The following is a 21,310-nucleotide window of genomic DNA, read 5'->3' as shown; positions in this document are numbered from 1 at the left end:
AGAAGAGGTGGGAATGCTGCATCACGTCGAAATTTACGTGTCGAGGATCGAAGCATCGCGGACATTTTGGACGAACATTCTGGCCAAAATCGGCTGGAAGCTCTCGGTAGACTGGCGGGACGGTTTTACGCTCATCCACGGTGAAGATGCCTACCTGACATTCGTGCAGGCTGCAAATAAGTACAAGTCAAATGTCTACCATCGATGCGGCGTTGGTCTTAACCATCTGGCCTTCCAGGTAAAAACCCGCAAAGAGGTCGATACGATCAGGCAGCATTGCTTCGACAACAACATACCAAATCTCTATGATGATAAGTACCCGTTTGCGACCGGCAGTGACGACTACTACGCGCTATTCGTCGAGGATCCCGACCGCATCAAGGTTGAATTCGTCGCATCCGCTTGATGAAGGGACTGCAACTCCGGGCTCCCTGATAAGCCCGCTTTCCTGAAATTGCTTTCCTGGCGCAGGCAGACACCTAACCTTCGTGCCAGCCCTCAATGGACCAGCCTGTCAGGTTCTGAACCTCCTCGCGGGAAACGGATCGGACAGGCTGGATGAATGTCCAGACATGTCCCTCGGGATCGCGTGCGCGATAGGTGCGGTCGCCGTAGATCTGGTCTTCCGGCTCCTGCAAAATCTCTGCGCCGGCCTGTCGGGCGTGCTCGCAATGATCGTCGAGCCCGCCCTTGAGCTTGATGTAGAGAGCCTGCGTGTTCTTCGCACCCACCGAGGCCGGGCTGGCGACATGGGAAGACCATTCGGAATCGACAATGATGTAGGCATCCCCGATGCGCATTTCGGAGTGAACGAGTTCACCGTCCCTGTCCCGCACCACGGTATGACGCTCAAAACCGAATGCCCGTTCGAGCCAGTCCAGCGCGGCGGTCGGATCGCGGTAGAAGACGCCCGCCCCCAGCGTGGCGCGCCTGAATGGGTCCTGCATGTTGCCGCTCCCGATATCGGCCGAGATGTGCGCAGGCGCCGATCAGGCAAGCCATGATGCACTCAGCCACAACAGTTATAGATTGCAGCCGGTTCGAAGCATTTCCGGGCGGGTCGCGCAAGACTGAACGTCGAATGGCTCCCTCAGATCGCCTCATCCACGATGAGATGCGGTTCGCCCCGTGAGCAGGGCTCGACGCGGGCGCGCACGCGGAAGCTGGTGGCGAGGTTGTCGGGGGTCAGCACATTGGCCGCCGGCCCAAAAGCATGAAGCGTTCCGTTTGACAGGATCGCCACCTCGTCGGCGAATTTCAGCGCCAGGTTGAGGTCGTGCAGCGCGATCAGGACGAGCATGTCCTTTTCGCGCGCCAGCCCGCGCACACAGCTCAGGGCTTCCAGCTGGCGGTTCATGTCGAGCGCGCTGGTCGGCTCGTCCAGAAGCAACACCTGCGGATCGCGCACGAGGCACTGGGCAAGCCCGACAAGCTGGCGCTGCCCGCCACTCAGTTCCGACAACACCTCGTCGGCGAGATGGTCGATGCCAAGCGTTTGAAGCGTCTGGTCGACCGCCATCAGGTCACCGTTTCGCAGCCGCCAGCCGCTCACCTGCTTGCGGGCCAGAAGAACGGCCTCGAAGACGGTCAGAACCGCACTGCCGCTCTGGTCCTGCGGCATGTAGGCGATGGCCCGGGCGGGATCGCGCACATTTCTGATGCTGAAGGAGCCCGGCCCCGGCAGAAGGGCGGCGATGCGGCGGAAGAGGGTCGACTTGCCCGCCGCGTTGGGGCCGACAATGGCAACCACCTTGCCGCCGTCGCAGGGCGGCAGCGTGATGTCGCGCAGCACATCGCGCGACCCGAAGCGAACACCCAGGCGATCCGTGCTCAAAACTACCATATCTCTCTCCCGTTCTTGAGGATCAGATAGAGGAAGACCGGCAGGCCGACGGCTGCCGTCACGATGCCGATAGGCAGCACGACGCCGGGCACGGCGACCTTTGCCAGGATCGAACTCAGCGACATGATCAGCGCGCCGGTCAGCGCGCTTGCCGGCAGGAGAAAACGCTGGTCCTCGCCCACCATCATGCGCGCGATATGCGGGCCAACGAGCCCGACGAAGCCGATCGTGCCCACAAAGGCCACCGGAATGGCCGAAAGGAGCGATACGAGGATCAGCGTTTCAAGCCGCAGGCGGCGCACCGGTATGCCGAAGCTGGCCGCCCTCGCCTCGCCCAGCCGCAGCGCGGAAAGCTGCCAGCGGCGGCGCAGGAAGATCGGCAGCGTGATGGCCACGGCAAACGCGGTCATGAAGAATTTCGGCCATGTGGCCTTGGCGAGGCTCCCCATGGTCCAGAACACGATGGCAGCAACCGCCTCCTGATTGGCGAAATACTGGGTGATGGCGAGCGCGGTGTTGAAGCTGAAGACAAGCGCGATGCCGAACAGAACGATGGTCTGGATGGACGCCCCGCGCCTGATGCTCGCCATGTGGATGAGACAGGCCGTCGCCATGGCGACCACGAAAGCGTTGACCGCGACCACATATTCGCCCGCTGCCGGAATGAGGGCGACACCGAAGGCGATGGCCAGCGCCGCGCCGAAGCTCGCGCCGGCTGAAATGCCCAGCGTGAAGGGGCTCGCCAGCGGGTTGTTCAAAATGGTCTGCATCTGCGCCCCGCCAATGGCGAGCGCCATGCCCACGACAATGGCCATTAAGGCGGCGGGCGTGCGGATGGACCAGACGATGACCCGCATCTGCGCATCGGCCTCGGCCGGCGCGATCAGCGTGCGCGCCACATCCCACAGGCCATAGCTTGCCGGGCCGGTGGCGATGTCGCCGATCAGCGCCAGAACGAGAGCGATGGAGAGAGCGGCAAGAACGAGCTTCCGCCGCAGGGTCAGCGCCTGATAGGAGGTGCGCCCCGAAAGGGGCGCTGTTTCACTGCGAATGCCGGTCATGACGGATTGTCGGACAGGCTCACGGCGTAGCCCGGCAGATAGTCCACGGGCAGGAAGCGGCGGTGATAGTCCGCAAATGTCTCGTCCGGGTCCAGATCGGCAAAGAGCTCGGGATGGAACCATTTCGCCATCTGCTGCACGGCCACGAAATCATAGGGGCTGTTGTAGAACTGGTGCCAGATGCCGTGGAAATTCTGCTTTTCCTGCGCCTCGGTGCCGGCATAGGCATTGCGCGTCGTGTACCAGTCCAGCTTTTCGCGCGCGTTTTCGGTGTCTTCGCCCGGACCGACCGGTATCCAGCGTCCGCCTGGAACATAGGCTTCCCAGTCCGCGCTGGTAACGACCACATGCTCCGGATTGGAGACGATCACCTGTTCCGGGTTGAGCTGGCCGAAGGTGGCGGGCAGGAAATCGCTGCCGATATTGTGGCCGCCGGCGAGCTCGACATATTTGCCAAAATTCTCCGGCCCGAATGTGAGGCAGCATTCCTCCGAATAACCGCCGATGCGCTCGATGAACACGTTCGGTCGTTCAGGCTTCTGCGCGGCGATGACATCGGTCACCTCGGCCATTGCCTTGCGCCGAAAGGCGACGATTTCCTCGGCCCTGTCCTCACGGCCCATGATCTTGCCGAGAAGGCGGATCGTCGGATCGGTGTTTTCGAGCGGCATGTGCCGGAAGTCCACATAGAGGACCGGAATATCGAGCGCGGCGAGCTTCTCGACATATTCGGCGTCCTCATTGGCGCGCATGGCCTCGAGGTTGAGCAGAACCACATCGGGCTTCTGGATGATGGCCGACTCGATGTCGATCAGACTGTCTTCCTGCCCCTTGAACGTGGTGAGGTCCGCAAGCTCGGGAAACGCCATCAGATACTGCGCATAGGTGGCGGGGTCCGCCTCGATCAAGTCGTTGCGCCAGGCGACGATGCGCGAAAGCGGGTTTTCCGGGGCGAGCGATGCAATGAGGTAAAGCTGTCTGCCCTCGCCCAGCAAGATCCGCTGAACGGGCGCCTGAACGGTGACCTCGCGGCCTGCAATATCGGTCACGACAAGCGGTGCCTGCGCCTGAGCCGCCGGCTTGTCATTGGCAAGAGCCAACCCTGATGGCACGGTCAGGGTCAGCAGAACTGCCATGGCGATGGAGCCAAGCAGGGTTCGTCTTTCAGTCATTTGAAATCTCCTGTTTGTTTGTGTGTCGCTCCCTCAGCCATGTGCCGAGCGCGATGCAGGTGGAGAGGGCGTAGAGGGATGAGACGAGTGGGAACGCGGCTTCCAGTCCCAGGAGCCGCGTTGCGATGACGCCGGCGGTGATGCCGATCACGGATGCGCCCTGCTGCCAGCTTTGCGCGAGGCCAAGCGCCCGCCCCTGCCGGTCGCCCGGCGTGGCTGCCGAGACAAGCGAGAGCAGAACGGGCGTGGTGCCGCCCAGAAGCACACCCCAGAGGAAATAGAGCATGGTGAACGTCGCAACGGAGCTGGTGGCCCCGGCGAGATGCGTGACGAGCAGGCACGCGGTCGAGATCAGCACGCTCCAGCCCAGCACAAAGGCGTTGGGCCGCTCTTCGAGGAACCGCGCCCACAGCGGCGCGGCAAGCACGAAGCCGAGCGCGAGCAGGCCGTAGCTGAAACCGGCAACCCAGTGGGCCGCGCCGAAAACCTGCGTCATGTAAAGCGCAAACGGAACCTGAAGCACCATGCGGCTGGCAATGAGCGTGCTCATCAAAACAAAGAGCGCGGTGACAGGCGCTTCGGCCGGCCGCGCCTGCACCCTGCCCGCGCCCACGGCGGGCGCTTCGCCCTGCGGTGTCGGCAGGCTTAGCCAGGCGACAAGGGCGCAGAGGGCGCAGACCGCGCCGGCGGTGAGGTTGATCACGGCAAAGGGGTAGGCATCGAGGATCAGCCCGCCCAGAAACGCGCCGCCAAGCGAGCCTACATTGGTGGCCACCTGGAGCCAGGCGAACAGGCTTGTGCGGTCCCTGCCCCCGGTGACCTGAACCCCATATGCCTGCGCCGGGGCGATATAGCCCGCGCATCCCCCCTGCAGAAAACGCAGGGCCATGATGGTCCACACATCGGTTGCGAAGGCCACCAGCAATTGCGTGACGGCCAGCCCCGCAAGCGCGCGCACCATCATCAACCGGTTGCCGTAGCGGTCACCCATCCGCCCCCAGAAAGCGCTGGTCAGCGACATGCCGAGCATGGGGAGCACGTAGACGCCGATGCCGGCAAGGGCGAAGGCGTTTTCAGAAGCGCTCAGCGCCTCGATGTGAAGCGGCCAGAATGGCCCGCTCATCTCCATCGCGCCCATGGAAACGAATTGCAGCGCAAAGAGCAGAACAAAGACCGGCCCGAAGCCGCGAATGACCGTTGCCGTGAGCGTCATTGCGCCTCCGCCAACGGGTTGGGCAGCGTGTGCTCGGCGCGGTAGTCGCGGTATCGCTCCAGATGCATGCGCAGGACGGATCGCGTCGGCCAGGGCTCTTCGAGAAACGCCGTCCGCTCCCGCTGCCAGAAGGCGTCGCTCAGCATGCGCGGGCGCAAAGCATCGAAAACGCTTTCCGTTTCTTCTCTGAGAATGCGCCACAGGCCAGTGTCGCCCGGCGCATAGTGGTCACTGAGAGTGAGCGCGATCTCGTGCAGATGGCAGACGAAGCAGGCATCGATGAGGAAGGACCGCACCGGGCCGATATCCTCGTCGAATGTGGTGGGCAGAATGCCCTCCCGCACAAAGGGTTTCAGCCGGAAGCCGCGTTCCTCGAAAAGCGGTGCGAAGCTGCGGCCATCACCGAAATCGCGGATCAGCAGTTTTCGTGGTCTGCCCGCCGCATCGAACAGGATGGTGCTGTTCTGCTGATGCGCCTCGAAGGCGATGCCATAGAGCAGATACATGGTGAGCACGGGCTCGATGATGGTGCGTGCATAGGAGCGGAAGAAGGCTTCCACCGCCGCATCGCCCTCGCCGCCCTCGTCTCCCCGGGCGATCAGCTCGCAGATGAGAGGCCGGCCATCGAGCGGGCTTTCGGCAAGAAGGGCGGCAACGGCGACCGCGATCTGACCGTCGGCAAGCTTCAGCGCATCGGTGTTGCGATAAACGACCGAGAGAAAGCGGCCGGGATGCTCATCGCCCGTTTCGGGATCGCGGAGGATCGCGCCCAGCTCCTCGGTGAAAATGTCGAGCCTGTCGGTTAGCGCCTCCCCTTCGCGCATCAGGATATCGCGGATCATCGTGCTCAGGCGCGGCCCCATATGGATGGACTTGGCCTGCAGGGTGCGCTGCTCGCTGGTCATCCAGATCGCGACCGGCAATTTGATGAAGGGGCGCGGGGTTTGCGTCTCCGGCAGCATGGTGCGGAACGACATGGAAGGCAGCGTCACCAAGTCGGGGCCTTCCGGGTCGAGCACGCCACGGGCGATCTCGTCTGCAAATTCGTGGCGCACGAAATGCGTCAGATGCCAGGCATGGATCGGCAGCGGTATCCACTCCGTTACCACCTGGCCGCACGCCTCCAACCGGTGCGACCAGTCCCGCCAGCAATCGGGGAAATTCTGCGCGAACCAGTCGGAATAATCGCCCACATAGGGCATTCTCTCGACATAGGCCCAGTCTCTGCGAAGCGCGGCGATGCGCGCCGGCACCCGCGCGCCGAACTCGGGCGAAAACGCTTCCACGTCTTCTGCCGAGAGGCCCGGGCGCGCCTTCCACGTTGGATAGAAGGGGTGTCCTTCAAGCGCACCCCATTGATCGAGGAACATCGCCGCCAGATGGGGCGGCAGGGTCTCCTGCAGATAGGCAAGGAGGCCGGGGGCCTTCGCATCGTCGATCCGGCGTCGCAGCCCCGCGCTCCAATCCGCGCGGTAGCGACGCGCCAGAATGTCGTTTGCCATGCTGTTTTCGATGTCGCGCAGGAGATGTGTGATGCCATTGGCCGCGGGCGACATGGCAAGGCTCGGGGCAATCGCCCGAACCAGCGTGACGGGATGCTCGATGCGGGTGCGAACGCCTGCCGCATCCACAAGCTCCATCGGTCCGAAATTGCGCAGTGTGCCGGCGGGCGCACGACGCAGATCAGCGAAATGGAGAACCCGGCGCGATGGCCAGAGCGGAAGTTCCGCCTCATTTCTGTCCCCGGCCCATTGCAGGGCCGCCGGATCGAGCAGGCCTTCGGCGAACAGGCAGCGGATGAGCCTTCGCAGTGCGTTCTGCACTGCGTTTTCCCGCAAAGGCGCTTCATCGAGACTGGCGGCGGTGTAAAGGCGAATGTCATCCATCACGCAGCCTCCGGCCAGTTGCGGGGCACATAGGCTGGCGCGGTTTCAGCCAATCCGCCGTGATAATCACAGGCCCAGCGATAGGTTTTCGCGATGTTGGGAACCGCCACGCCGAGCCGTTTCGCCATCTCCACCAACAGCGCCTGCCCGATACCGATGTCTTCGTGAAAGGCGCGGCTTTCGCGATCGATCACCAGCCCCCGCCCCTGCGGATCAGGCGTCATGGGGGCTTCGATGCCGGCATAGGCGCGGTTGGTGCGCAGAAGCGAATAGAGGCTTCGCGCATCGCCGATCTGGTCGCCATAGGCTTCGATCAGCTCCTGCCGGAGCGGCTTCACGCTGCTGAGATCGATGCCGAGCTTCGCCTCTGCCGCATGGCGGATTGCCTGATTTTCCGCATCACACGCCACAAGCAGATCCGCGCCCTTTTGCGGGCAATCGCTCCACCAGCAGACGGGTGCGTCGAACGCTCTGCCCTGCCATGGCCCGTCCGGGCCGATCAGGCCATAGAGCACGGCCGGGTGCATGAGTGCATTGCCGGGGGTGAGCGTGATTTCCAGATAGTCGCGCAGCATCGTCACCGGGGCCGCAAACAGCGTGGCAAGCATGCCAGCCAGTTCCGCACCGTGGGCGTCATCCTCGCGGCGGTGAAGCGCTGCATAAAGCTGCGCCTTTGCGCCGCCCATGCGCACGCGCTTTCCGGGCGTCAGGTCGAACGCCGTGTGGGGCACATCCTTCATGCCCCAGATCACGACATTGTCGTGTCCAGCCAGAATCTCGGCGGCCAGCCAGTCGAACCCGCAAAAGCCGGGAATCGCGCCGAGAAAGACGCGCCTCTCCTGCGGGAGGTGTGGCGCAAGCTGTTCAAGAAGCCCGGCGCGCGCCTGTGCGGGCTGGGTCACCACGACGAGATCCGTCTGCGAGAGCGCCCGTTCGGCATCCGCGCCCACATAGTCTGGCCGCGCCGAGAGCACACCGCCGTCAGCGGTGTGCGCCTCCCAATGGCTCTCGCCAGAGGCCCAAAGATCGGCCAGTTCGGCGTTCCGGGTGAAGACGGAAACGCTGACATTCGGCTGCTGCCTGAAAAGCACTGCGTTGAGATGTCCGGTGCGGCCCGCGCCGCAGATCGTGACCTTCATGCCGCGCACGCCATGCCGGAGAGCCAGAACTCGAGCTGCTCGCCAATCGCGGGGTCGAGCAGGTTGCGTTTGAGCATCCAGTCATCATCGAAGATGGAGCCAAGATATTTCTCGCCGCCATCGGCCACCACGGTGACAACCGTGCCCGAAAGATGGCCCGACGCGATGAATTCCAGCGCCTTGTAGATGGTTCCGCCCGTGGAGCCCCCGACCAGAAGACCATGATGGCGGGCGACATGGCGCGCGGTTTCAAACGCCTGCGTGTCGGTAACCTGCACGCCTTCATCGATGCAGGTGTAATCGAGCACTTTGCCCACTTCGTCGCCGGCCGGGGTTCCCGTACCCGACTGATAATAGGCATGCCCCGGCTTGCCGAAGACGATGGAGCCCGCCGGCTCCACCGCGATCGTGCGAATGCGCGGGTTGTGCCGCTTCAGACGCCGGGCGATGCCGGTCATGGAGCCGCCGGTACCGACACAACCCACAAAGGCGTCGATCCCTCTGGGAAACTGAACGAGCAGTTCATCGACAAAGCCGGCATAGCCATCCGGGTTCGCCGGGTTGTCGGACTGGTTCATGAAGAGCGCGCCGGGTAGCTGCGCGCCAAGCTGTGCGGCAAGCCGCTGCCGCTCCACCACCGCAACCTCGTCTTCGCGAAAATCGCCTTCGACAAAGCGGATCTCCGCGCCGAGCGCCCGCATGGTGCGGATCTTGTCGGGTGCGGCGTGGTGGTCAACCACGGCGATAAAGCGCAGACCGAACTCCTGTGCGGCAAGCGCCAGGCCTATGCCGGTATTGCCGGAAGAGGATTCAACAATCGTCCCGCCGGGGGAAAGCCTTCCGTCTTCAAGTGCGGCAATGACCATGCTGCGCGCCATGCGGTCTTTCATCGAACCGCCTGGATTGTTCTTCTCGATTTTGAGTGCCAGCGTAGCGTCGCTATTCGGCACAGGGATCGTCATGACCGGCGTATAACCGATCAACTGGCCAATGGTGCTGCAAAGCATGTGCGCCTCTCGTCAGTGTGTCAGGAACAAGAGCTGGCTGCCCATTTGAGTCCTGAACCACGCGAAGGCGGCCCGGCATCGGGTGGCGATGAAATTCGTTTTCGAGGAGGTCCATCTGGTAGCCGCCGGTGTTGGCGCAGACCAGAATGTCTCCGGCGCGTGGTGCAACCGGAAAGGTGAGCCATCGGTTGCACAGCACGTCTTCATCCAGGCAGCTGTGGCCTGCGATGTAGGCACGAACGGGCCTGAGTAAGCGTGCGGAGCGACCCGTCGGCAAAAGGATCGGATCGACCAGAAATTCGGACGAAAACCACGTCTCGCAGGCGCTGAAACTGCTGCCTTCGACGAAGATGACATGGTCATCGGCGGTGAGCGCCTTGACCCGCAGAATCCGAAAGAGCGTCAGCGCCGTCTGATCGGCGAGCGCGCGCCCCGGCTCCAGCCCAAGCGTCAGCGCTTCGCGCTTCAGATAATCCGCAACGCTGTGGCCATCACCCATGGGAGCGTCGAGCAGATGGCGCAGCCAGTCGGCGGCGGAAAGCGCGCCCCCATAGGGATAGAACGCGGATGGCACTCTTCCGGTTCGATAATCGTCAGGCCTCTGCGCCTGCAAATGCGCGCGATAGGCGTGCGGATCGACATATTGCGCCGGCAATCCGCCGCCAATGTCGATCATGCGCGGGGCGAGCCCCATGGCGCGGGCTTCGGCGATCAGCGGTGCGGCTTCACGCAATGCTTCTGCGCGCTCTTCCCAGGCATAACCACTTATATGAAAGTGCAGCCCATCGAAGCGCAGTCTCTTTTCGGCGGCAATGCGCGCAAGGCAGGCGCGCAGGCGCGGTGCGGGCATTCCGAAACGGCTCTTTTCATGACCGGCAGGCTGCAGGCGCAAAAGCACCGGCTGCACGCACTCCCAGTCTGGAAGGCGGGCGATCAGATCGTCGAGTTCTTCCGGTGAATCCACCGAAATCAGGGCCTGACAATCGATCAGGGCCTCGTGAAACGCCCGGGATTTCGCCGGTCCCGTTGCCACGAGCTTTCCCCCATCGGCTCCGAGATACAGGGCATCCTTAAGCTCATAGAGGCTCGACACATCAATCCCGGCACCGGCTTTCAATGCCGTGGCCATCAGGCCCGGTGATTTGTTGACCTTGGCGCCATAATAGACCGCATGGGCGACGCGATGCTCTGCGAGAACCGCCTTCATCGCGGCAAGATTCTTCGCCAGCTGTCCGGGCCAGATCAGGTTGAGCGGGGAGCCGTGCCGGTCGATCCACTCCATCGGAAGCGTGCTTTCTTCGGCCAGAAATCTTGCGATTTCCGGGCTTAAGACGGGGGAGAGCCCGGCATTGGGCTTGTGGCCATGAAAGGTCACGGGCGCGCCTCGGGCGCTGACCCGAAGAAACGCGGTGCGATGCCCGGGTGACGCAAATGGCCAAGCGGCAGCGCGCAGTCGGGCAGATCCTCCACGAGTACATGCCGCGTGGTCTTGCTCGGGAATTTGCGGCCGCTGCGCGCCATCGCGACGATGCGCGCGGGCGTTATCGTCATGCCCGGCCGCCAGCTCTCCACCTTCACATCGCAATAGTCGCGCAACACGACCGGAACGACGGCAAGACGCAGGCGCTGGGCGACGGCGAGACGATGATGGCCATCCATCACGAACAGGGCGTTCCTCTCGACCGCGATGGGCACGGTCCAGAAGCCATGGCGCAAAATAGCGTCCTGAAGCCCGGCAACCCGGTCGGGGTCGACGTCTTCGGTCGGTATCAGGCTTTCTGGCGAAAGGAGACGATACTGCATCACGAGTGATCCGCTGTTTTCGTTCCCAATCATCATTAATATGAGTATCTTTGTCAAGATTAAATGAGAGGCGCTGCACAACCCATGGCTGAGACCGCCGCCCCCTCGCCTGCCAGGCAGATCGGCGCTGCGACATCGCGTCTGTTGAGTGGACGCGCCTTCATGATAAAAGTGGCATCAAATATATCACTTTAGGAGCATGCCATGAGCGATGCATTGTCGGCGCGCCCAAGGCCGCAGCCGGACGAGGCCCTGAAAGACCCGGCGGTGGACCGCGCTTTCATCGGCCGTCTGGTGCGGGAATTCTATCGCCGTGTTCGCAGCGATGCGCGTCTCGGCCCGATTTTCGCCGGAGAGATCAAGGACGACTGGGAACCGCACCTGGAAAAGATGACGGACTTCTGGTGCGCCGTGATCCTGAAGGATGGCAGCTATCACGGCCGACCCGTGCCGGCGCATGTGAAGCTCACCACCGTCGAGGAATCCGACTTCGACATCTGGCTCGGCATCTTCCGGCAGACGGTTGCGGATCTGTGCGCGCCGGGCACCGCGGCAGTCTTCGTCGAGCGGGCCGAGCGCATTGCAAGGAGCCTGCGGCTGGCCATGTTCTTCCGCCTGCCTGCGGCGCTCGGACCGGATGCGGCGCGTGCGAGGAGTGCGGGCAATGCGTGAGAACGAAACCAGCCCCGTGGCGCTCGCCGCCTATGGCTTCATCGCCCTCATCTGGCTGGGCATGGTGTGCGGCGTTTCCTTTCTGGCCACACCGGTGAAATTTCAGGCGGGCTCGATGTCGCTGCCCGTCGCGCTGGAGATCGGCAATGTCACCTTCGCAGCCTTTTCGCGCGTTGAATGGGCGCTGGCCGTCCTGCTGATGATGGCGACGGTGTTCGTCTATCGGCGACGCGTGCTTCTTCTGGCGACGGCGCTTCTGGTGGTGATCCTCGCCGTGCAATCGTTCTGGCTTCTGCCCGTGCTTGACGCGCGCATGGCGGCCGTTATCGCCGGTTCGCCGCTGCCGGCCTCCATGCACCACTTCATCTACGCTTCCGGCGAGGGCCTTAAAGCGCTCATCCTGCTTGGCGCATCGCTTTGCGCCCTGTTCGGTCTGGTGCGCTCCCACAGGGTTTCCGGCGCAGCGCAGGGGTGACGCCATGCGTATGACGCAGCAGACGGATTATGCGCTCAGGATGCTGATTTATCTGGCGCTGCGGGGCGATGCCGGTTGCACGGTAAGCGAGGTGGCGAATGCCTATGATCTGTCGCGCAACCATCTGTTGAAAGTCGCGCGTCGGCTTTCGCAGATGGGTGTGGTGACCACGGAGCGCGGCCGCTCCGGTGGCATCGCGCTGGCGCGTGCGCCGGAGGAAATCACCCTTGGTGCGGTCGTGCGGGAGATGGAGGAAAGTTTCGCGCTGGTCGCCTGCATGGGCGGTGGCGCGACGCGCTGCGCACTGAACCCGGCCTGCCGCCTGAGGGGCGTCGTGGCCGAGGCGCTGGATGCATATCTGGCGGTGTTCGACCGCTATTCGCTTGCCGATCTCGTGGCCGAGCGTTCCGCGCTTGCCGGGCTTCTGGGCCTTGCGCTGGAGCCTCCCGCGGCCCCGGCCCTGAATTAAAGCCGGGCAGGAAACCCGCCCGGCATAGCCCTGCCCGGATCAGTTGGCGGCGAGTTTTTCCGGCAGCGCTTCAAACAGTTCGGCAAAGTGCTTCTTCGCCTTGCCGGGGTGCTTGACCTTCGCCGCAGCGTCGGCGTTTCCCGGCTCGCCGACCACCACCAGGGCGACCATCCCCATGCCGTAATGCGGGGTGCATTTGACGCCGTAAATGCCTTCTTCCGTCAGCGTCACCGAGAAATCCTTGCTGACCTTGCTGCGGAATGTTTCGGCGCCTTCAGGAACCATGCCCTTGATGGTCTCGGCATTGTGGCCGGGATCGACCGAGACGAAATTGATCGTGTCGCCGGGCTGCGCGCGAACGAAATCCGGCTCGAAAACCATCACGCCCTTCTCGCCCTTGTTGAGCATCCTGATCTCAAACTCGGCGGCGAAGCCGGGCGTTGCGACGATGCCAAGGGCAAGGCCGGCAACTAGTGCCACGGCGGCAGTTTTGATCGCTTTCATGAATGGTCTCCTGGGTTCGGCTTCGAACGCTTGATATCGACGGCTCCTTCTAGCCGTCGACATGGAGGCACACTTTGCGATTGGTCAAACAGGCCGCATTTGAGCGCAGGTTTTCTACTGGAATGCGTTCTCGTCTATCGGCCAGATTGGGCGGGCGAGTTTGGTGTATCCCGCCGTCTTCGGATTGTTCGGATAGCACCCTTCCACCGCCGCGTAGATGATCTCTTCCGCGATGGGCGCAAAACCCGCATGGAAGTGGTTGGTCGACTTGATGAGAAGCACCTGCTTTTCCAGCGGATCGACCCCGAGATTAGAAAAGATATCCGGCTCGAAGGTCTGGGTGCGGTTGGTGTTGAGCACGATGTCTATCTCGGTGCCGACAAGCCGCACCACAGCCGCCGGGCCAAGCGTGACGCGGCTGGTGCCGAAGGTCTGCCACCCTTCTTCCGCCAGCCTGCGGATTTCGAATGTGCCGTCAAACGGCGTGCCACTGGCCGCATTCGCCTTGCCGCCGATGCGCATGTCGAGAATGGTGCCCTCGCCTGCGCCATGGGCAAAGCCGACGGCCTGCGGATCCCAGATGGTCGCAACACCCGCGCGCGTGATGCCGCTTTCAACAAGCGCATGCAAAAGCGCGGTGTTGTCGCCTGCGGTTCCGCCACCGGGATTGTCCCACATATCCGCGATCACGACGGGTTTTCCGCTCCTGCCGCCGGCGCCGGCTTTCGCGATGGCGTCTTCGATGGAGAGGCTGTTCATCGCGGTCACGCCACGCATGCCGCGCACCTCCAGCCCCAGTTCTTCGGCCAGTGCGTCACCGGCCTCCGGCGCATTATCGGTGACGACCATGACCTGGGTGCCAAGCTCGGGCACGTCGCCGCCCATGAAGCCGTGGATCAGCGAGGCCGAAAGAACGTCCCCCCTGCCCTGCAGCGCCTTCATGCGGTCCACGAAGGAGCGCATGGGCTCGCGGCTCGTGGGAAAGACGTCGATCATGCGGCAGTCGAAGGTGGAGATCACGGGGCGGATTTCGCCGCGCGTGGCGCGCAGCGCCAGATCCACCACATGCTCGGCGCGCTCGAGAAAATCCGTATGCGGAAACTCCAGAAAGGCGGCGAGAATGTCCGCCGCCGCAACGCGCTTCGCCGTCAGATGGCTGTGCGGATCGAGTTCGGCGGCAACGATCACATTGGGGCCGACGATCTCGCGCACACGGGCAAGCAGATCGCCCTCGCAGTCGTCGAGCCCGCGCGCCACCATCGCGCCGTGCAGGCCGAGCACCACGCAGTCCACCGGCATGGCGGCCCGCAGCTGATCGAGAATCTCATCGCGCAGCGCCTCATAGACATCGAGACGGACATAACCGCCCGGCTCCGCCCAGGTGGCGGTGCCCTCGATCAGGGTGAACCCCTCCTCCTTCACCCGCCGCCGCAGAACCGGAATCGGCGCGGAGCAGAGCGTCGGGGTTTCGGGATGGTCGCCGGGTCCGGCGTAGAAAGCCATCTCGAAATCCCTGCGATCCGTGGGGATGGGCGAAAAGGTGTTGGTTTCGGTGGCGAGCGACGCCGTGAAGACACGCATGCGATGAGATTCCGGTTTGTCTGGATCAGAGCGGCTTGTAGGCGACGGCCTCGACCTCGATCTTGATGTCGAGCATCAGCCGCGATTCAACGGTGGTGCGCGCCGGCGGATCCTTGGGGAAGTGCTTTCCATAGACGGCGTTGAAGGGGCCGAAATCGCGCGCATCTTCCAGCCAGACGGTGGTCTTGACCACATCGTCCAGCGTGCAGCCGGCAAGCGCCAGCGCGGCCTTGACGTTGGCCATCACCTGCTGGGTCTGCTCGGTGATGCCGCCCTGAACGACAACGCCATCTTCACCCACCGGCACCTGGCCTGAGATGTAGACGAAGTCGCCGGCACGAACGGCGGGGGAAAGCGGCACATGGGATGTGCCAAAGCACTGCTTGGTCATCGATAAACTCCGTTTTGAGACCTATTTCACCGCGCCGATGGCGAGGCCGCGCACGAGATAGCGCTGCAACCAGGCAAAGATGATGGCGACGGGAATTGTGGCGACGAACGTGGCCGCCATGACATGGTGCCATTCGACCGTGTAGCGGCCGGCAACCAGCGAGAAGATCTGGATCGGCAGCGTGTAGCTCTCCTGCCGTCGCAGCATGGTGAGTGCGATCACGAACTCGTTCCACGCATTGATGAAGGAGAAGATGGCGGTAACCGTCATGGCCGGAAGGGCAAGCGGCAGGAACACCATCACCAGCGCCTTTGCCGGGCTCGCGCCCTCGATCCAGGCGGCTTCCTCCAGATCCTTCGGGATGGTGGAGAAATAGCTCTGCAGCATCCACACCGTGAAGGCGACATTGAACGCGCCATAGACGAAGACGATGGAATTCACATTGTCGAGCAGGCCGAGCCACACGACCAGCCGGAACAGGCCGATCACCAGCACGATGGGCGACAGCATCTGCGTGACCAGAAGGAACTGGCGGAAGAAGCCCTGTCCCGCGAAACGGAAACGGCTCATCGCATAGGCTGCGGGAATGGAGACGGCGAGCGCCAGCACGGTCGACAGAACCGACACATAGACCGAGTTCCACAGCGCATTGCCGAAATTGGTGACGGCCCACATGTCGATAAAGTTGCGCCATGCCGGCTCGCGCGGCCACCAGGTGGGCGAAAGCACTTCATTTGCCGGCTTGATCGCGGTGATGAACATCACGGCGAACGGGAACAGGATCAGCACGATGAGCGGCGAGAGCAGCGCCCAGTAGAGGAGGGATTTTTTCAGCTTCGGGCTCATGTGCGTTCCCTCCGCATGGCCAGCGAGACATAGAGAACGGTGAAGGCAAGCAGCAGCACGAACATCATCACCGAAAGGGCCGAGGCCTCGCCGAGTTTCCCGAAGCGGAAGCCCAGCTTGTAGAGATAGGTGACGAGAATGTCGGTGGAGTTCGCGGGGCCGCCCTGCGTGGTAGCCCAGATGATCGGGAACGAGTTGAACACATAGATCATGTTCAGCACGATGGAGATGTTCAGGAACGGCTTCATCAGCGGCAGGGTGATCTCGCGGAATGTCTGCCAGCGCGACGCGCCCTCAAGCTTCGCCGCCTCATAAAGATCGTCGGGAATGGAGGAGAGGCCGCCCAGAAAGATCGTCGTGGTGAAGGGCACTGTGACCAGAATGCCGATCATGATCTGCACCGGAAAGGCGGTGGAGGCGCGGGCGAGCCACTGGATGTTCTGGTCGATGAGACCGAGGCCATGAAGGCCGGAATTGAGCATGCCGCTTTCGCCGTTCAGCGCCCAGCGCCAGACAATGGCGGTCATGGTCAGCGACACGGCCCAGGGCAGCATGATGATGACGCGCGCAATCGCGCGGCCATAAAAATCCTCATTGAGGATCATGGCGACGGGCACGGAAACGACGAGCGTGCCGATGACGATGGCGCCGGTCCAGATGAAGGTGCGCCACAGCGCGCCCAGAAAATCAGGATCGGTGAAGACCGCCACGTAATTTTCGACACCGTTGAAACCGCGCAACTGGCCGAAACGATTGACGTCATTGAGCGAAATCGTGCCGAGCTGGTAGAGCGGCCACAGGATGATGAACGCGGCGAGCAGGAACCCCGGCAGGATCAGCAGATAGGGATTGGTCAGAGGCGAGCGGATCATGGTCCCGTCACGTTTTGCCGGCTCATCGCCGGATGAAACTTGGAAGTCGGCATGCGCGGCGCTGGGCCGCGCATGCCGGTTCGGTCAGGCCGTGATCAGTTGCCGAGAATGCTGTTGATCTCGCCGGCAGCGGCATCAAGCGTGGCCTTGGCCTCGCCATTGCCCAGATAGATGGTCTGGACCGCATCCGACGTGGTTGCCGCGATCTCCTCCCAGCCGGCGATGACCGGTGCAAAGCGGGCGTCCGGCAGAAGCGCGGTGAACTCCTTCAGATCGGCATTGTCGGCAAAGGCCGGCTGCGCCGCGACTTCCGGATTGACCGGCAGGAAGCCCTCGCCGGAGGTGAACTTGGCGCGCCATTCGGTGGTGAACAGCTGGTCGAGGAACTTCCAGGCCAGATCCTTGTTCTCGGAATTCTCGAACATGATGATGGAATCGGTCACGCCATAGGTGCCACGGTCACCCTCGGGACCGGCCGGAATGGCCGCCACGCCATATTTGAGATCCGGCGCTTCTTCCTTGATCTGGTTGGAAAGGAACGGCGCGGTGATCATCATGCCGACCTTGCCCTGCTTGAACAGGTTCTGCACGTCCTCACGATTGTAGGAGGTGACGCCCGGCTGCGTTGCGCCGGAATCGATCAGCGACTTGTACATTTCCGCCGCCTTGTAGCCGGCGTCGCTGTCGAGGCCGGACGTGCCGTCTTCTTCCACCAGCTCGCCGCCATAGGCCCAGAACGCATAGTAGAAATAGACGTCCGTCTCGATTTCCTTGCCCTGAAGTCCGAAGCCGGCAATATCATCGCCCAGCGCGCCGATCTTCTTGGCTGCCTCGGCAAGCTCATCCCACGTGTCGGGAACTTCGGTAATGCCGGCCTGCTCGAACAGGTCCTTGTTGTAATACATGGCGCGGGCCGATGCGGCGACCGGCAGCCCATAGGTCTTTTCCTGCATCACCGAAGGCTCAAGGAAGACCGGGAAGAAGCGATCTTTGAAGTCCTGTGTCATGTAATCATCGAGCGGCGCGGCAATGCCCTGATCCACAAAGTCGATCAGCCAGCGCGTGCCGATGATCGAGAGATCGGCATTGGCGCCGCCGGAAATATCGGTGGTCAGCTTTTGCAGAAGCACATCCCACGGCACCACTTCGACCTGGATTTCGGAGCCCGGATTGGCTTCCTCAAAGGCTTTTGCGGCTTCCTCGAAATACGGGCCGGTTTTCGAGCTGTATTCCGCAACGGTCACGCGCACGGTCTCTGCATGCGCCCATCCCATCGCGGCTAACAAAGCAGCGCCGGCAACGGCTGTCCTGAGTGCAGTCCTTTTCATGTCTGTCTCCCTGTTCCTCTCTTGGGTTCCTGTTCCATCTCCCGTTCGGGAGGCGGCGGCCTGACCTGTTTTCCCGGCTGCCTTCTCGGCGTGAGCGGCAATCTTTTATGTAATTTTTTTACAGAAATTCGCTTCTGGCAAGGAAAATCGCACAATCGTGTTGCTAAATTACGATTTTTCGGCAAGCTTTAGATGTCGGCTGGTGTAACTGCCGACGCCCCGTCTGCCTGTGAAACGAAAAACACGAGCACAAAAGCGGCGGACGAAACGAGCGAATGAATGGGAGTGCAATGATCGATCTTGGTGGCCAGAGAATCGTCGTAACAGGCGCGGCCGGTGGCATTGGCCGGGCCATGGTGGAGGTTCTGTCGGGTTTCGGGGCTTCAGTCGTCGCGTGCGATCTGGATGAGGCTGACTTATCGTTCGACGGCGTTGCCGAGGCGCAGCGTTTCGACCTGCTGGACGATAAAGCGGTCGAGGCGGCTGCAAAACGGATCTGCGAAAACGGGGTCCCTTCCGCCATCATCTCCAATGCCGGGTGGACACGCGCCGAAACGCTGGATGATGTCACGCCCGAAGCGCTGACCCATGAGCTGAACCTCAATCTGCGCAGCGCGGCGCGTCTTTCGCAGGCGTTTCTGCCCGCCCTGCGCCAGCGCGAAGGCGGGGCGGCCTTTGTTTTCATCTCCTCGATCAACGCGCTTTCCCATTACGGCAACCCCGCCTATGCGGCTGCCAAGGCGGGGCTGATCGCCTGGATGCGCGCGGTCGCCACGGAAGAAGGCCGGCACGGGATCCGCGCCAATGCGATCACGCCTGGTTCCGTTCGCACCATGGCGTGGGATCATCGCATCGAGCGCGACCCGGAGATTCTCGGCAAGGTCGGAGCGCTTTATCCGCTGCGCCGCATGGTGGAGCCTGCGGAGGTGGCGCGCGCCGCCGCTTTCCTCGCCTCCCCGCTTTCAAGCGGCATCACCGGCACGGTGCTTCCCGTGGATGCAGGCATTTCCGCCGGGAACCTGCCCTTTCTCGAACAGATCGCCGGCTAAGGAGCCCCTTCATGGCTGAGTTGAAACTGACGGATATCTGCAAACGCTACGGCTCTCTGACAGTCATCGAGAAACTGTCTCTGGCCATCGACGATGGCGAGTTTGTCGTTCTGGTCGGGCCGTCCGGCTGCGGCAAGTCCACGCTTCTGCGCATGATTGCGGGGCTGGAAGCGATCAGCGCCGGCGACCTCATGATCGGCGGGGCGCGCGCCAACGATATCCCGCCACAGAAGCGGGACACCTCTATGGTGTTCCAGTCCTATGCACTCTTTCCGCATATGAGCGTGCGCGACAATATCAGCTTCGGTCCGCGCGTGCGCGGCGAGCCCAAGGACGAAACGGAGCGCCGCATCAAGAAGGCGGCTGAAATTCTCAATCTTGGCGACTATCTGGATCGCAAGCCGGGACAGCTTTCCGGCGGTCAGCGCCAGCGCGTCGCCATGGGCCGCGCCATCGTGCGCGATCCGAAAGTGTTCCTGTTCGACGAGCCCTTATCCAATCTCGACGCCAAGCTGCGCATCCAGATGCGCACCGAGATCAAGGCGCTGCATCAGAAGCTCGGCACCACCATCGTCTATGTGACCCACGACCAGATCGAAGCCATGACAATGGCCGACCGGATCGTTGTCATGAATGGCGGCAATATCGAGCAGGTGGGCACGCCGCTGGAGCTCTATGACAACCCCGCAAACACCTTTGTCGCCGGCTTCATCGGCTCGCCTGCCATGAGCTTCCTTCAGGCGCGGATGGAAAGCGCCGATGGCGCGCCGGTTGCCGTTCTGGGCGATGGCAGCAAACTGCCCATCGCCGCCGGCGCGGGCGACGGACGCCCGGTCACGATCGGCATCCGGCCTGAATCCTATGTGCGTGACCCGCAGGGACCGCTGGCGCTCAAAGTGGCGGTGGTGGAGCCGACAGGGCCGGAAATCCATGTGTTCGGAACGATTGCGGGCGAGGATGTGCGCGTCGTCCTGCGCGACCGCGATCTGCCGCGGCCCGGTGAGGAATTGCGGCTTGCGGTGCCCGTCGAGCACGTGCATCTGTTCGACCACGACAATGGCCAGCGACTGAAGGCAGCCTGAAAATGGACGAACGCGCGCCCAACGACACGGAACGTACGGTCGATATCATCGCCCGGCTGCAGGACCGGCTGGAGCGGGGGCGCGGCGCGGAAATTCGTCTGGTCGAGAGCATTCTGGCCGATCCGCATTTCGCGGCGCACGCGCCGATTGCGCAGATCGCCGAACGGGCGGGCGTGAGCGAACCGACCATCACGCGGCTGGCGCGGGCGCTCGGTTTCCCCGGCACGCGCGACATGCGTTTTCACCTTGCGCAGGCGCTCGCCATTGGCGGGGCCTATCTGCGTGAGCCGAGCGCACCGGTGGAGGAGCTGCCGCTTTCCGGTCAAGTGGTAGCCAAGGTGGCGACCGGCGCACATGCCGCGCTCGACCTCATGTCGATGGCGCTGGCCGATATCGACCTGGAGCCGATGGCCCGCAGCATCAGCCGGGCAAGCCAGATCCTGATCTATGGCACTGGCGGCAGCTCGTCCTTTGCCGCCGTGGAATTGCAGAACCGGCTCTTTCGCCTTGGCCTGCACGTCACCGCCCACACCGATCCGCAGTTGCAGCGCATGAGCGCTTCCGTTCTGGAGCCGAAAGCGGTGGTGATCGGGTTTTCCGTTTCGGGCCAGGCGCCCTCCGTCATGGATGCGGTGACCATCGCCCGCCAGTATGGCGCGCGGGCCTACGTGGTGACGACGCCCAACACGCCGCTGGCCGAGGCCGGCGACGCGCTTCTGCCGCTGACCTTCAAGGAAGACGGCAATCTCTACAAACCTTCCTCCATGCGGTATGCGCTGCTGGCGAGCGTCGACATCATCGCCATGGCCACGGCCCTGACGCTCGGCAAGAAGGTGCTTGAACCGCTGCGCCGCGTGCGCCATAGCCTTGCCAGCCAGAATATCCGCGATCCCGAACTGCCCATTGGAGACTGATGC

General features: G+C 62.9%; 23 protein-coding genes. 7 read left to right on the top strand and 16 right to left on the bottom strand.

What is annotated here, in order from left to right; genetic code table 11:
• Positions 1–13: 13 nt before the first annotated feature.
• Entirely contained in the window at positions 14–406 is a 393-nt protein-coding gene (locus tag AC4PTT_RS21910; RefSeq protein WP_492162732.1) for a VOC family protein, read from the top strand.
• Positions 407–479: 73 nt separating this feature from the next.
• Here the strand turns inward: AC4PTT_RS21910 and AC4PTT_RS21905 are convergent, their stop codons facing one another.
• The 10 genes from AC4PTT_RS21905 to AC4PTT_RS21860 all read right to left on the bottom strand — a co-directional run bounded on the left by AC4PTT_RS21905 (position 480) and on the right by AC4PTT_RS21860 (position 11,124).
• The gene (locus AC4PTT_RS21905; protein ID WP_492162731.1) at positions 480–947 is read right to left on the bottom strand and encodes a VOC family protein; all 468 of its coding nucleotides are present in this window, start codon (positions 945–947) and stop codon (positions 480–482) included.
• Between the two features lie 143 nt (positions 948–1,090).
• On the bottom strand, positions 1,091–1,843 hold the full coding sequence (locus AC4PTT_RS21900) for an ABC transporter ATP-binding protein (RefSeq protein ID WP_113157050.1): 753 nt from the start codon (positions 1,841–1,843) through the stop codon (positions 1,091–1,093).
• A complete protein-coding gene (locus tag AC4PTT_RS21895) occupies positions 1,837–2,904 on the bottom strand; it encodes a FecCD family ABC transporter permease (RefSeq protein ID WP_206546462.1) in 1,068 nt (355 codons plus the stop codon). Before AC4PTT_RS21895 ends, AC4PTT_RS21900 begins: the two co-directional genes overlap by 7 nt.
• On the bottom strand, positions 2,901–4,076 hold the full coding sequence (locus AC4PTT_RS21890; protein ID WP_492162730.1) for an ABC transporter substrate-binding protein: 1,176 nt from the start codon (positions 4,074–4,076) through the stop codon (positions 2,901–2,903). Before AC4PTT_RS21890 ends, AC4PTT_RS21895 begins: the two co-directional genes overlap by 4 nt.
• Positions 4,069–5,289: an MFS transporter gene (locus AC4PTT_RS21885; protein WP_492162729.1), complete on the bottom strand. Its 1,221-nt coding sequence runs from the start codon at positions 5,287–5,289 to the stop codon at positions 4,069–4,071. The genes AC4PTT_RS21890 and AC4PTT_RS21885 overlap by 8 nt, the downstream gene beginning before the upstream one ends.
• On the bottom strand, positions 5,286–7,175 hold the full coding sequence (locus AC4PTT_RS21880; protein ID WP_492162728.1) for an IucA/IucC family protein: 1,890 nt from the start codon (positions 7,173–7,175) through the stop codon (positions 5,286–5,288). The genes AC4PTT_RS21885 and AC4PTT_RS21880 overlap by 4 nt, the downstream gene beginning before the upstream one ends.
• A complete protein-coding gene (locus AC4PTT_RS21875) occupies positions 7,175–8,314 on the bottom strand; it encodes an NAD/NADP octopine/nopaline dehydrogenase family protein (protein ID WP_492162727.1) in 1,140 nt (379 codons plus the stop codon). Before AC4PTT_RS21875 ends, AC4PTT_RS21880 begins: the two co-directional genes overlap by 1 nt.
• Positions 8,311–9,321: a cysteine synthase family protein gene (locus tag AC4PTT_RS21870; protein ID WP_113157054.1), complete on the bottom strand. Its 1,011-nt coding sequence runs from the start codon at positions 9,319–9,321 to the stop codon at positions 8,311–8,313. The genes AC4PTT_RS21875 and AC4PTT_RS21870 overlap by 4 nt, the downstream gene beginning before the upstream one ends.
• Entirely contained in the window at positions 9,254–10,696 is a 1,443-nt protein-coding gene (locus AC4PTT_RS21865) for a Y4yA family PLP-dependent enzyme (RefSeq protein ID WP_492162726.1), read from the bottom strand. The genes AC4PTT_RS21870 and AC4PTT_RS21865 overlap by 68 nt, the downstream gene beginning before the upstream one ends.
• Positions 10,693–11,124, bottom strand: coding sequence for a ParB N-terminal domain-containing protein (locus tag AC4PTT_RS21860; RefSeq protein WP_492162725.1), 432 nt, complete (start codon positions 11,122–11,124; stop codon positions 10,693–10,695). Before AC4PTT_RS21860 ends, AC4PTT_RS21865 begins: the two co-directional genes overlap by 4 nt.
• Positions 11,125–11,328: 204 nt before the next feature.
• On the opposite strand from AC4PTT_RS21860, the gene AC4PTT_RS21855 reads away from it, so the two are divergent.
• The 3 genes from AC4PTT_RS21855 to AC4PTT_RS21845 are packed head-to-tail and all read left to right on the top strand — an operon-like array spanning position 11,329 to position 12,740.
• Positions 11,329–11,796, top strand: coding sequence for a group III truncated hemoglobin (locus AC4PTT_RS21855; protein WP_206548946.1), 468 nt, complete (start codon positions 11,329–11,331; stop codon positions 11,794–11,796).
• Complete coding sequence (locus tag AC4PTT_RS21850; RefSeq protein ID WP_492162724.1) at positions 11,789–12,271, top strand: DUF4149 domain-containing protein; 483 nt, start codon at positions 11,789–11,791, stop codon at positions 12,269–12,271. The genes AC4PTT_RS21855 and AC4PTT_RS21850 overlap by 8 nt, the downstream gene beginning before the upstream one ends.
• Positions 12,272–12,275: 4 nt before the next feature.
• A complete protein-coding gene (locus AC4PTT_RS21845) occupies positions 12,276–12,740 on the top strand; it encodes an RrF2 family transcriptional regulator (RefSeq protein ID WP_206546470.1) in 465 nt (154 codons plus the stop codon).
• 39 nt (positions 12,741–12,779) lie between these two features.
• Here the strand turns inward: AC4PTT_RS21845 and AC4PTT_RS21840 are convergent, their stop codons facing one another.
• The 6 genes from AC4PTT_RS21840 to AC4PTT_RS21815 all read right to left on the bottom strand — a co-directional run bounded on the left by AC4PTT_RS21840 (position 12,780) and on the right by AC4PTT_RS21815 (position 18,262).
• Positions 12,780–13,244 carry a pseudoazurin gene (locus tag AC4PTT_RS21840; protein WP_113157058.1) on the bottom strand — a complete coding sequence of 155 codons (465 nt, stop codon included), beginning with the start codon at positions 13,242–13,244 and terminating at the stop codon, positions 12,780–12,782.
• Between the two features lie 114 nt (positions 13,245–13,358).
• Positions 13,359–14,825 (bottom strand): M81 family metallopeptidase, encoded by a 1,467-nt coding sequence (locus tag AC4PTT_RS21835; protein WP_492162723.1) that lies wholly within the window; start codon positions 14,823–14,825, stop codon positions 13,359–13,361.
• 25 nt (positions 14,826–14,850) lie between these two features.
• Entirely contained in the window at positions 14,851–15,216 is a 366-nt protein-coding gene (locus tag AC4PTT_RS21830) for a RidA family protein (protein WP_206546473.1), read from the bottom strand.
• Between the two features lie 21 nt (positions 15,217–15,237).
• Positions 15,238–16,062, bottom strand: a complete 825-nt coding sequence (locus AC4PTT_RS21825) for a carbohydrate ABC transporter permease (RefSeq protein WP_206995810.1) — start codon at positions 16,060–16,062, stop codon at positions 15,238–15,240.
• Positions 16,059–16,934 (bottom strand): carbohydrate ABC transporter permease, encoded by an 876-nt coding sequence (locus AC4PTT_RS21820; RefSeq protein WP_113157062.1) that lies wholly within the window; start codon positions 16,932–16,934, stop codon positions 16,059–16,061. Before AC4PTT_RS21820 ends, AC4PTT_RS21825 begins: the two co-directional genes overlap by 4 nt.
• Positions 16,935–17,029: 95 nt before the next feature.
• A complete protein-coding gene (locus tag AC4PTT_RS21815) occupies positions 17,030–18,262 on the bottom strand; it encodes an ABC transporter substrate-binding protein (RefSeq protein WP_492162722.1) in 1,233 nt (410 codons plus the stop codon).
• Positions 18,263–18,552: 290 nt separating this feature from the next.
• Here AC4PTT_RS21815 and AC4PTT_RS21810 point away from each other — a divergent pair, with 290 nt between their 5' ends.
• From AC4PTT_RS21810 to AC4PTT_RS21800, 3 genes are read left to right on the top strand one after another with little or no spacing between them, the layout of a single operon-like run.
• Positions 18,553–19,311, top strand: coding sequence for an SDR family NAD(P)-dependent oxidoreductase (locus tag AC4PTT_RS21810; RefSeq protein ID WP_206995813.1), 759 nt, complete (start codon positions 18,553–18,555; stop codon positions 19,309–19,311).
• An 11-nt stretch (positions 19,312–19,322) separates the two neighbouring features.
• The gene (locus AC4PTT_RS21805) at positions 19,323–20,393 is read left to right on the top strand and encodes an ABC transporter ATP-binding protein (RefSeq protein WP_492162721.1); all 1,071 of its coding nucleotides are present in this window, start codon (positions 19,323–19,325) and stop codon (positions 20,391–20,393) included.
• Between the two features lie 2 nt (positions 20,394–20,395).
• The gene (locus tag AC4PTT_RS21800) at positions 20,396–21,307 is read left to right on the top strand and encodes a MurR/RpiR family transcriptional regulator (protein WP_113157066.1); all 912 of its coding nucleotides are present in this window, start codon (positions 20,396–20,398) and stop codon (positions 21,305–21,307) included.
• Positions 21,308–21,310: the final 3 nt, after the last annotated feature.

Source organism: Nitratireductor sp. WH36-1 (assembly GCF_058725515.1).
Note: the sequence above shows the minus strand (reverse complement) of the source record. Positions and strands in the feature narration are given on the sequence as shown.

Coding starts and splice junctions, on each gene's coding strand:
- AC4PTT_RS21910 (WP_492162732.1), top strand. CDS start 14: ATGCTGCATCACGTCGAAATTTACGTGTCGAGGATCGAAGCATCGCGG.
- AC4PTT_RS21905 (WP_492162731.1), bottom strand. CDS start 947: ATGCAGGACCCATTCAGGCGCGCCACGCTGGGGGCGGGCGTCTTCTAC.
- AC4PTT_RS21900 (WP_113157050.1), bottom strand. CDS start 1,843: ATGGTAGTTTTGAGCACGGATCGCCTGGGTGTTCGCTTCGGGTCGCGC.
- AC4PTT_RS21895 (WP_206546462.1), bottom strand. CDS start 2,904: ATGACCGGCATTCGCAGTGAAACAGCGCCCCTTTCGGGGCGCACCTCC.
- AC4PTT_RS21890 (WP_492162730.1), bottom strand. CDS start 4,076: ATGACTGAAAGACGAACCCTGCTTGGCTCCATCGCCATGGCAGTTCTG.
- AC4PTT_RS21885 (WP_492162729.1), bottom strand. CDS start 5,289: ATGACGCTCACGGCAACGGTCATTCGCGGCTTCGGGCCGGTCTTTGTT.
- AC4PTT_RS21880 (WP_492162728.1), bottom strand. CDS start 7,175: ATGGATGACATTCGCCTTTACACCGCCGCCAGTCTCGATGAAGCGCCT.
- AC4PTT_RS21875 (WP_492162727.1), bottom strand. CDS start 8,314: ATGAAGGTCACGATCTGCGGCGCGGGCCGCACCGGACATCTCAACGCA.
- AC4PTT_RS21870 (WP_113157054.1), bottom strand. CDS start 9,321: ATGCTTTGCAGCACCATTGGCCAGTTGATCGGTTATACGCCGGTCATG.
- AC4PTT_RS21860 (WP_492162725.1), bottom strand. CDS start 11,124: ATGCAGTATCGTCTCCTTTCGCCAGAAAGCCTGATACCGACCGAAGAC.
- AC4PTT_RS21855 (WP_206548946.1), top strand. CDS start 11,329: ATGAGCGATGCATTGTCGGCGCGCCCAAGGCCGCAGCCGGACGAGGCC.
- AC4PTT_RS21850 (WP_492162724.1), top strand. CDS start 11,789: ATGCGTGAGAACGAAACCAGCCCCGTGGCGCTCGCCGCCTATGGCTTC.
- AC4PTT_RS21845 (WP_206546470.1), top strand. CDS start 12,276: ATGCGTATGACGCAGCAGACGGATTATGCGCTCAGGATGCTGATTTAT.
- AC4PTT_RS21840 (WP_113157058.1), bottom strand. CDS start 13,244: ATGAAAGCGATCAAAACTGCCGCCGTGGCACTAGTTGCCGGCCTTGCC.
- AC4PTT_RS21835 (WP_492162723.1), bottom strand. CDS start 14,825: ATGCGTGTCTTCACGGCGTCGCTCGCCACCGAAACCAACACCTTTTCG.
- AC4PTT_RS21830 (WP_206546473.1), bottom strand. CDS start 15,216: ATGACCAAGCAGTGCTTTGGCACATCCCATGTGCCGCTTTCCCCCGCC.
- AC4PTT_RS21825 (WP_206995810.1), bottom strand. CDS start 16,062: ATGAGCCCGAAGCTGAAAAAATCCCTCCTCTACTGGGCGCTGCTCTCG.
- AC4PTT_RS21820 (WP_113157062.1), bottom strand. CDS start 16,934: ATGATCCGCTCGCCTCTGACCAATCCCTATCTGCTGATCCTGCCGGGG.
- AC4PTT_RS21815 (WP_492162722.1), bottom strand. CDS start 18,262: ATGAAAAGGACTGCACTCAGGACAGCCGTTGCCGGCGCTGCTTTGTTA.
- AC4PTT_RS21810 (WP_206995813.1), top strand. CDS start 18,553: ATGATCGATCTTGGTGGCCAGAGAATCGTCGTAACAGGCGCGGCCGGT.
- AC4PTT_RS21805 (WP_492162721.1), top strand. CDS start 19,323: ATGGCTGAGTTGAAACTGACGGATATCTGCAAACGCTACGGCTCTCTG.
- AC4PTT_RS21800 (WP_113157066.1), top strand. CDS start 20,396: ATGGACGAACGCGCGCCCAACGACACGGAACGTACGGTCGATATCATC.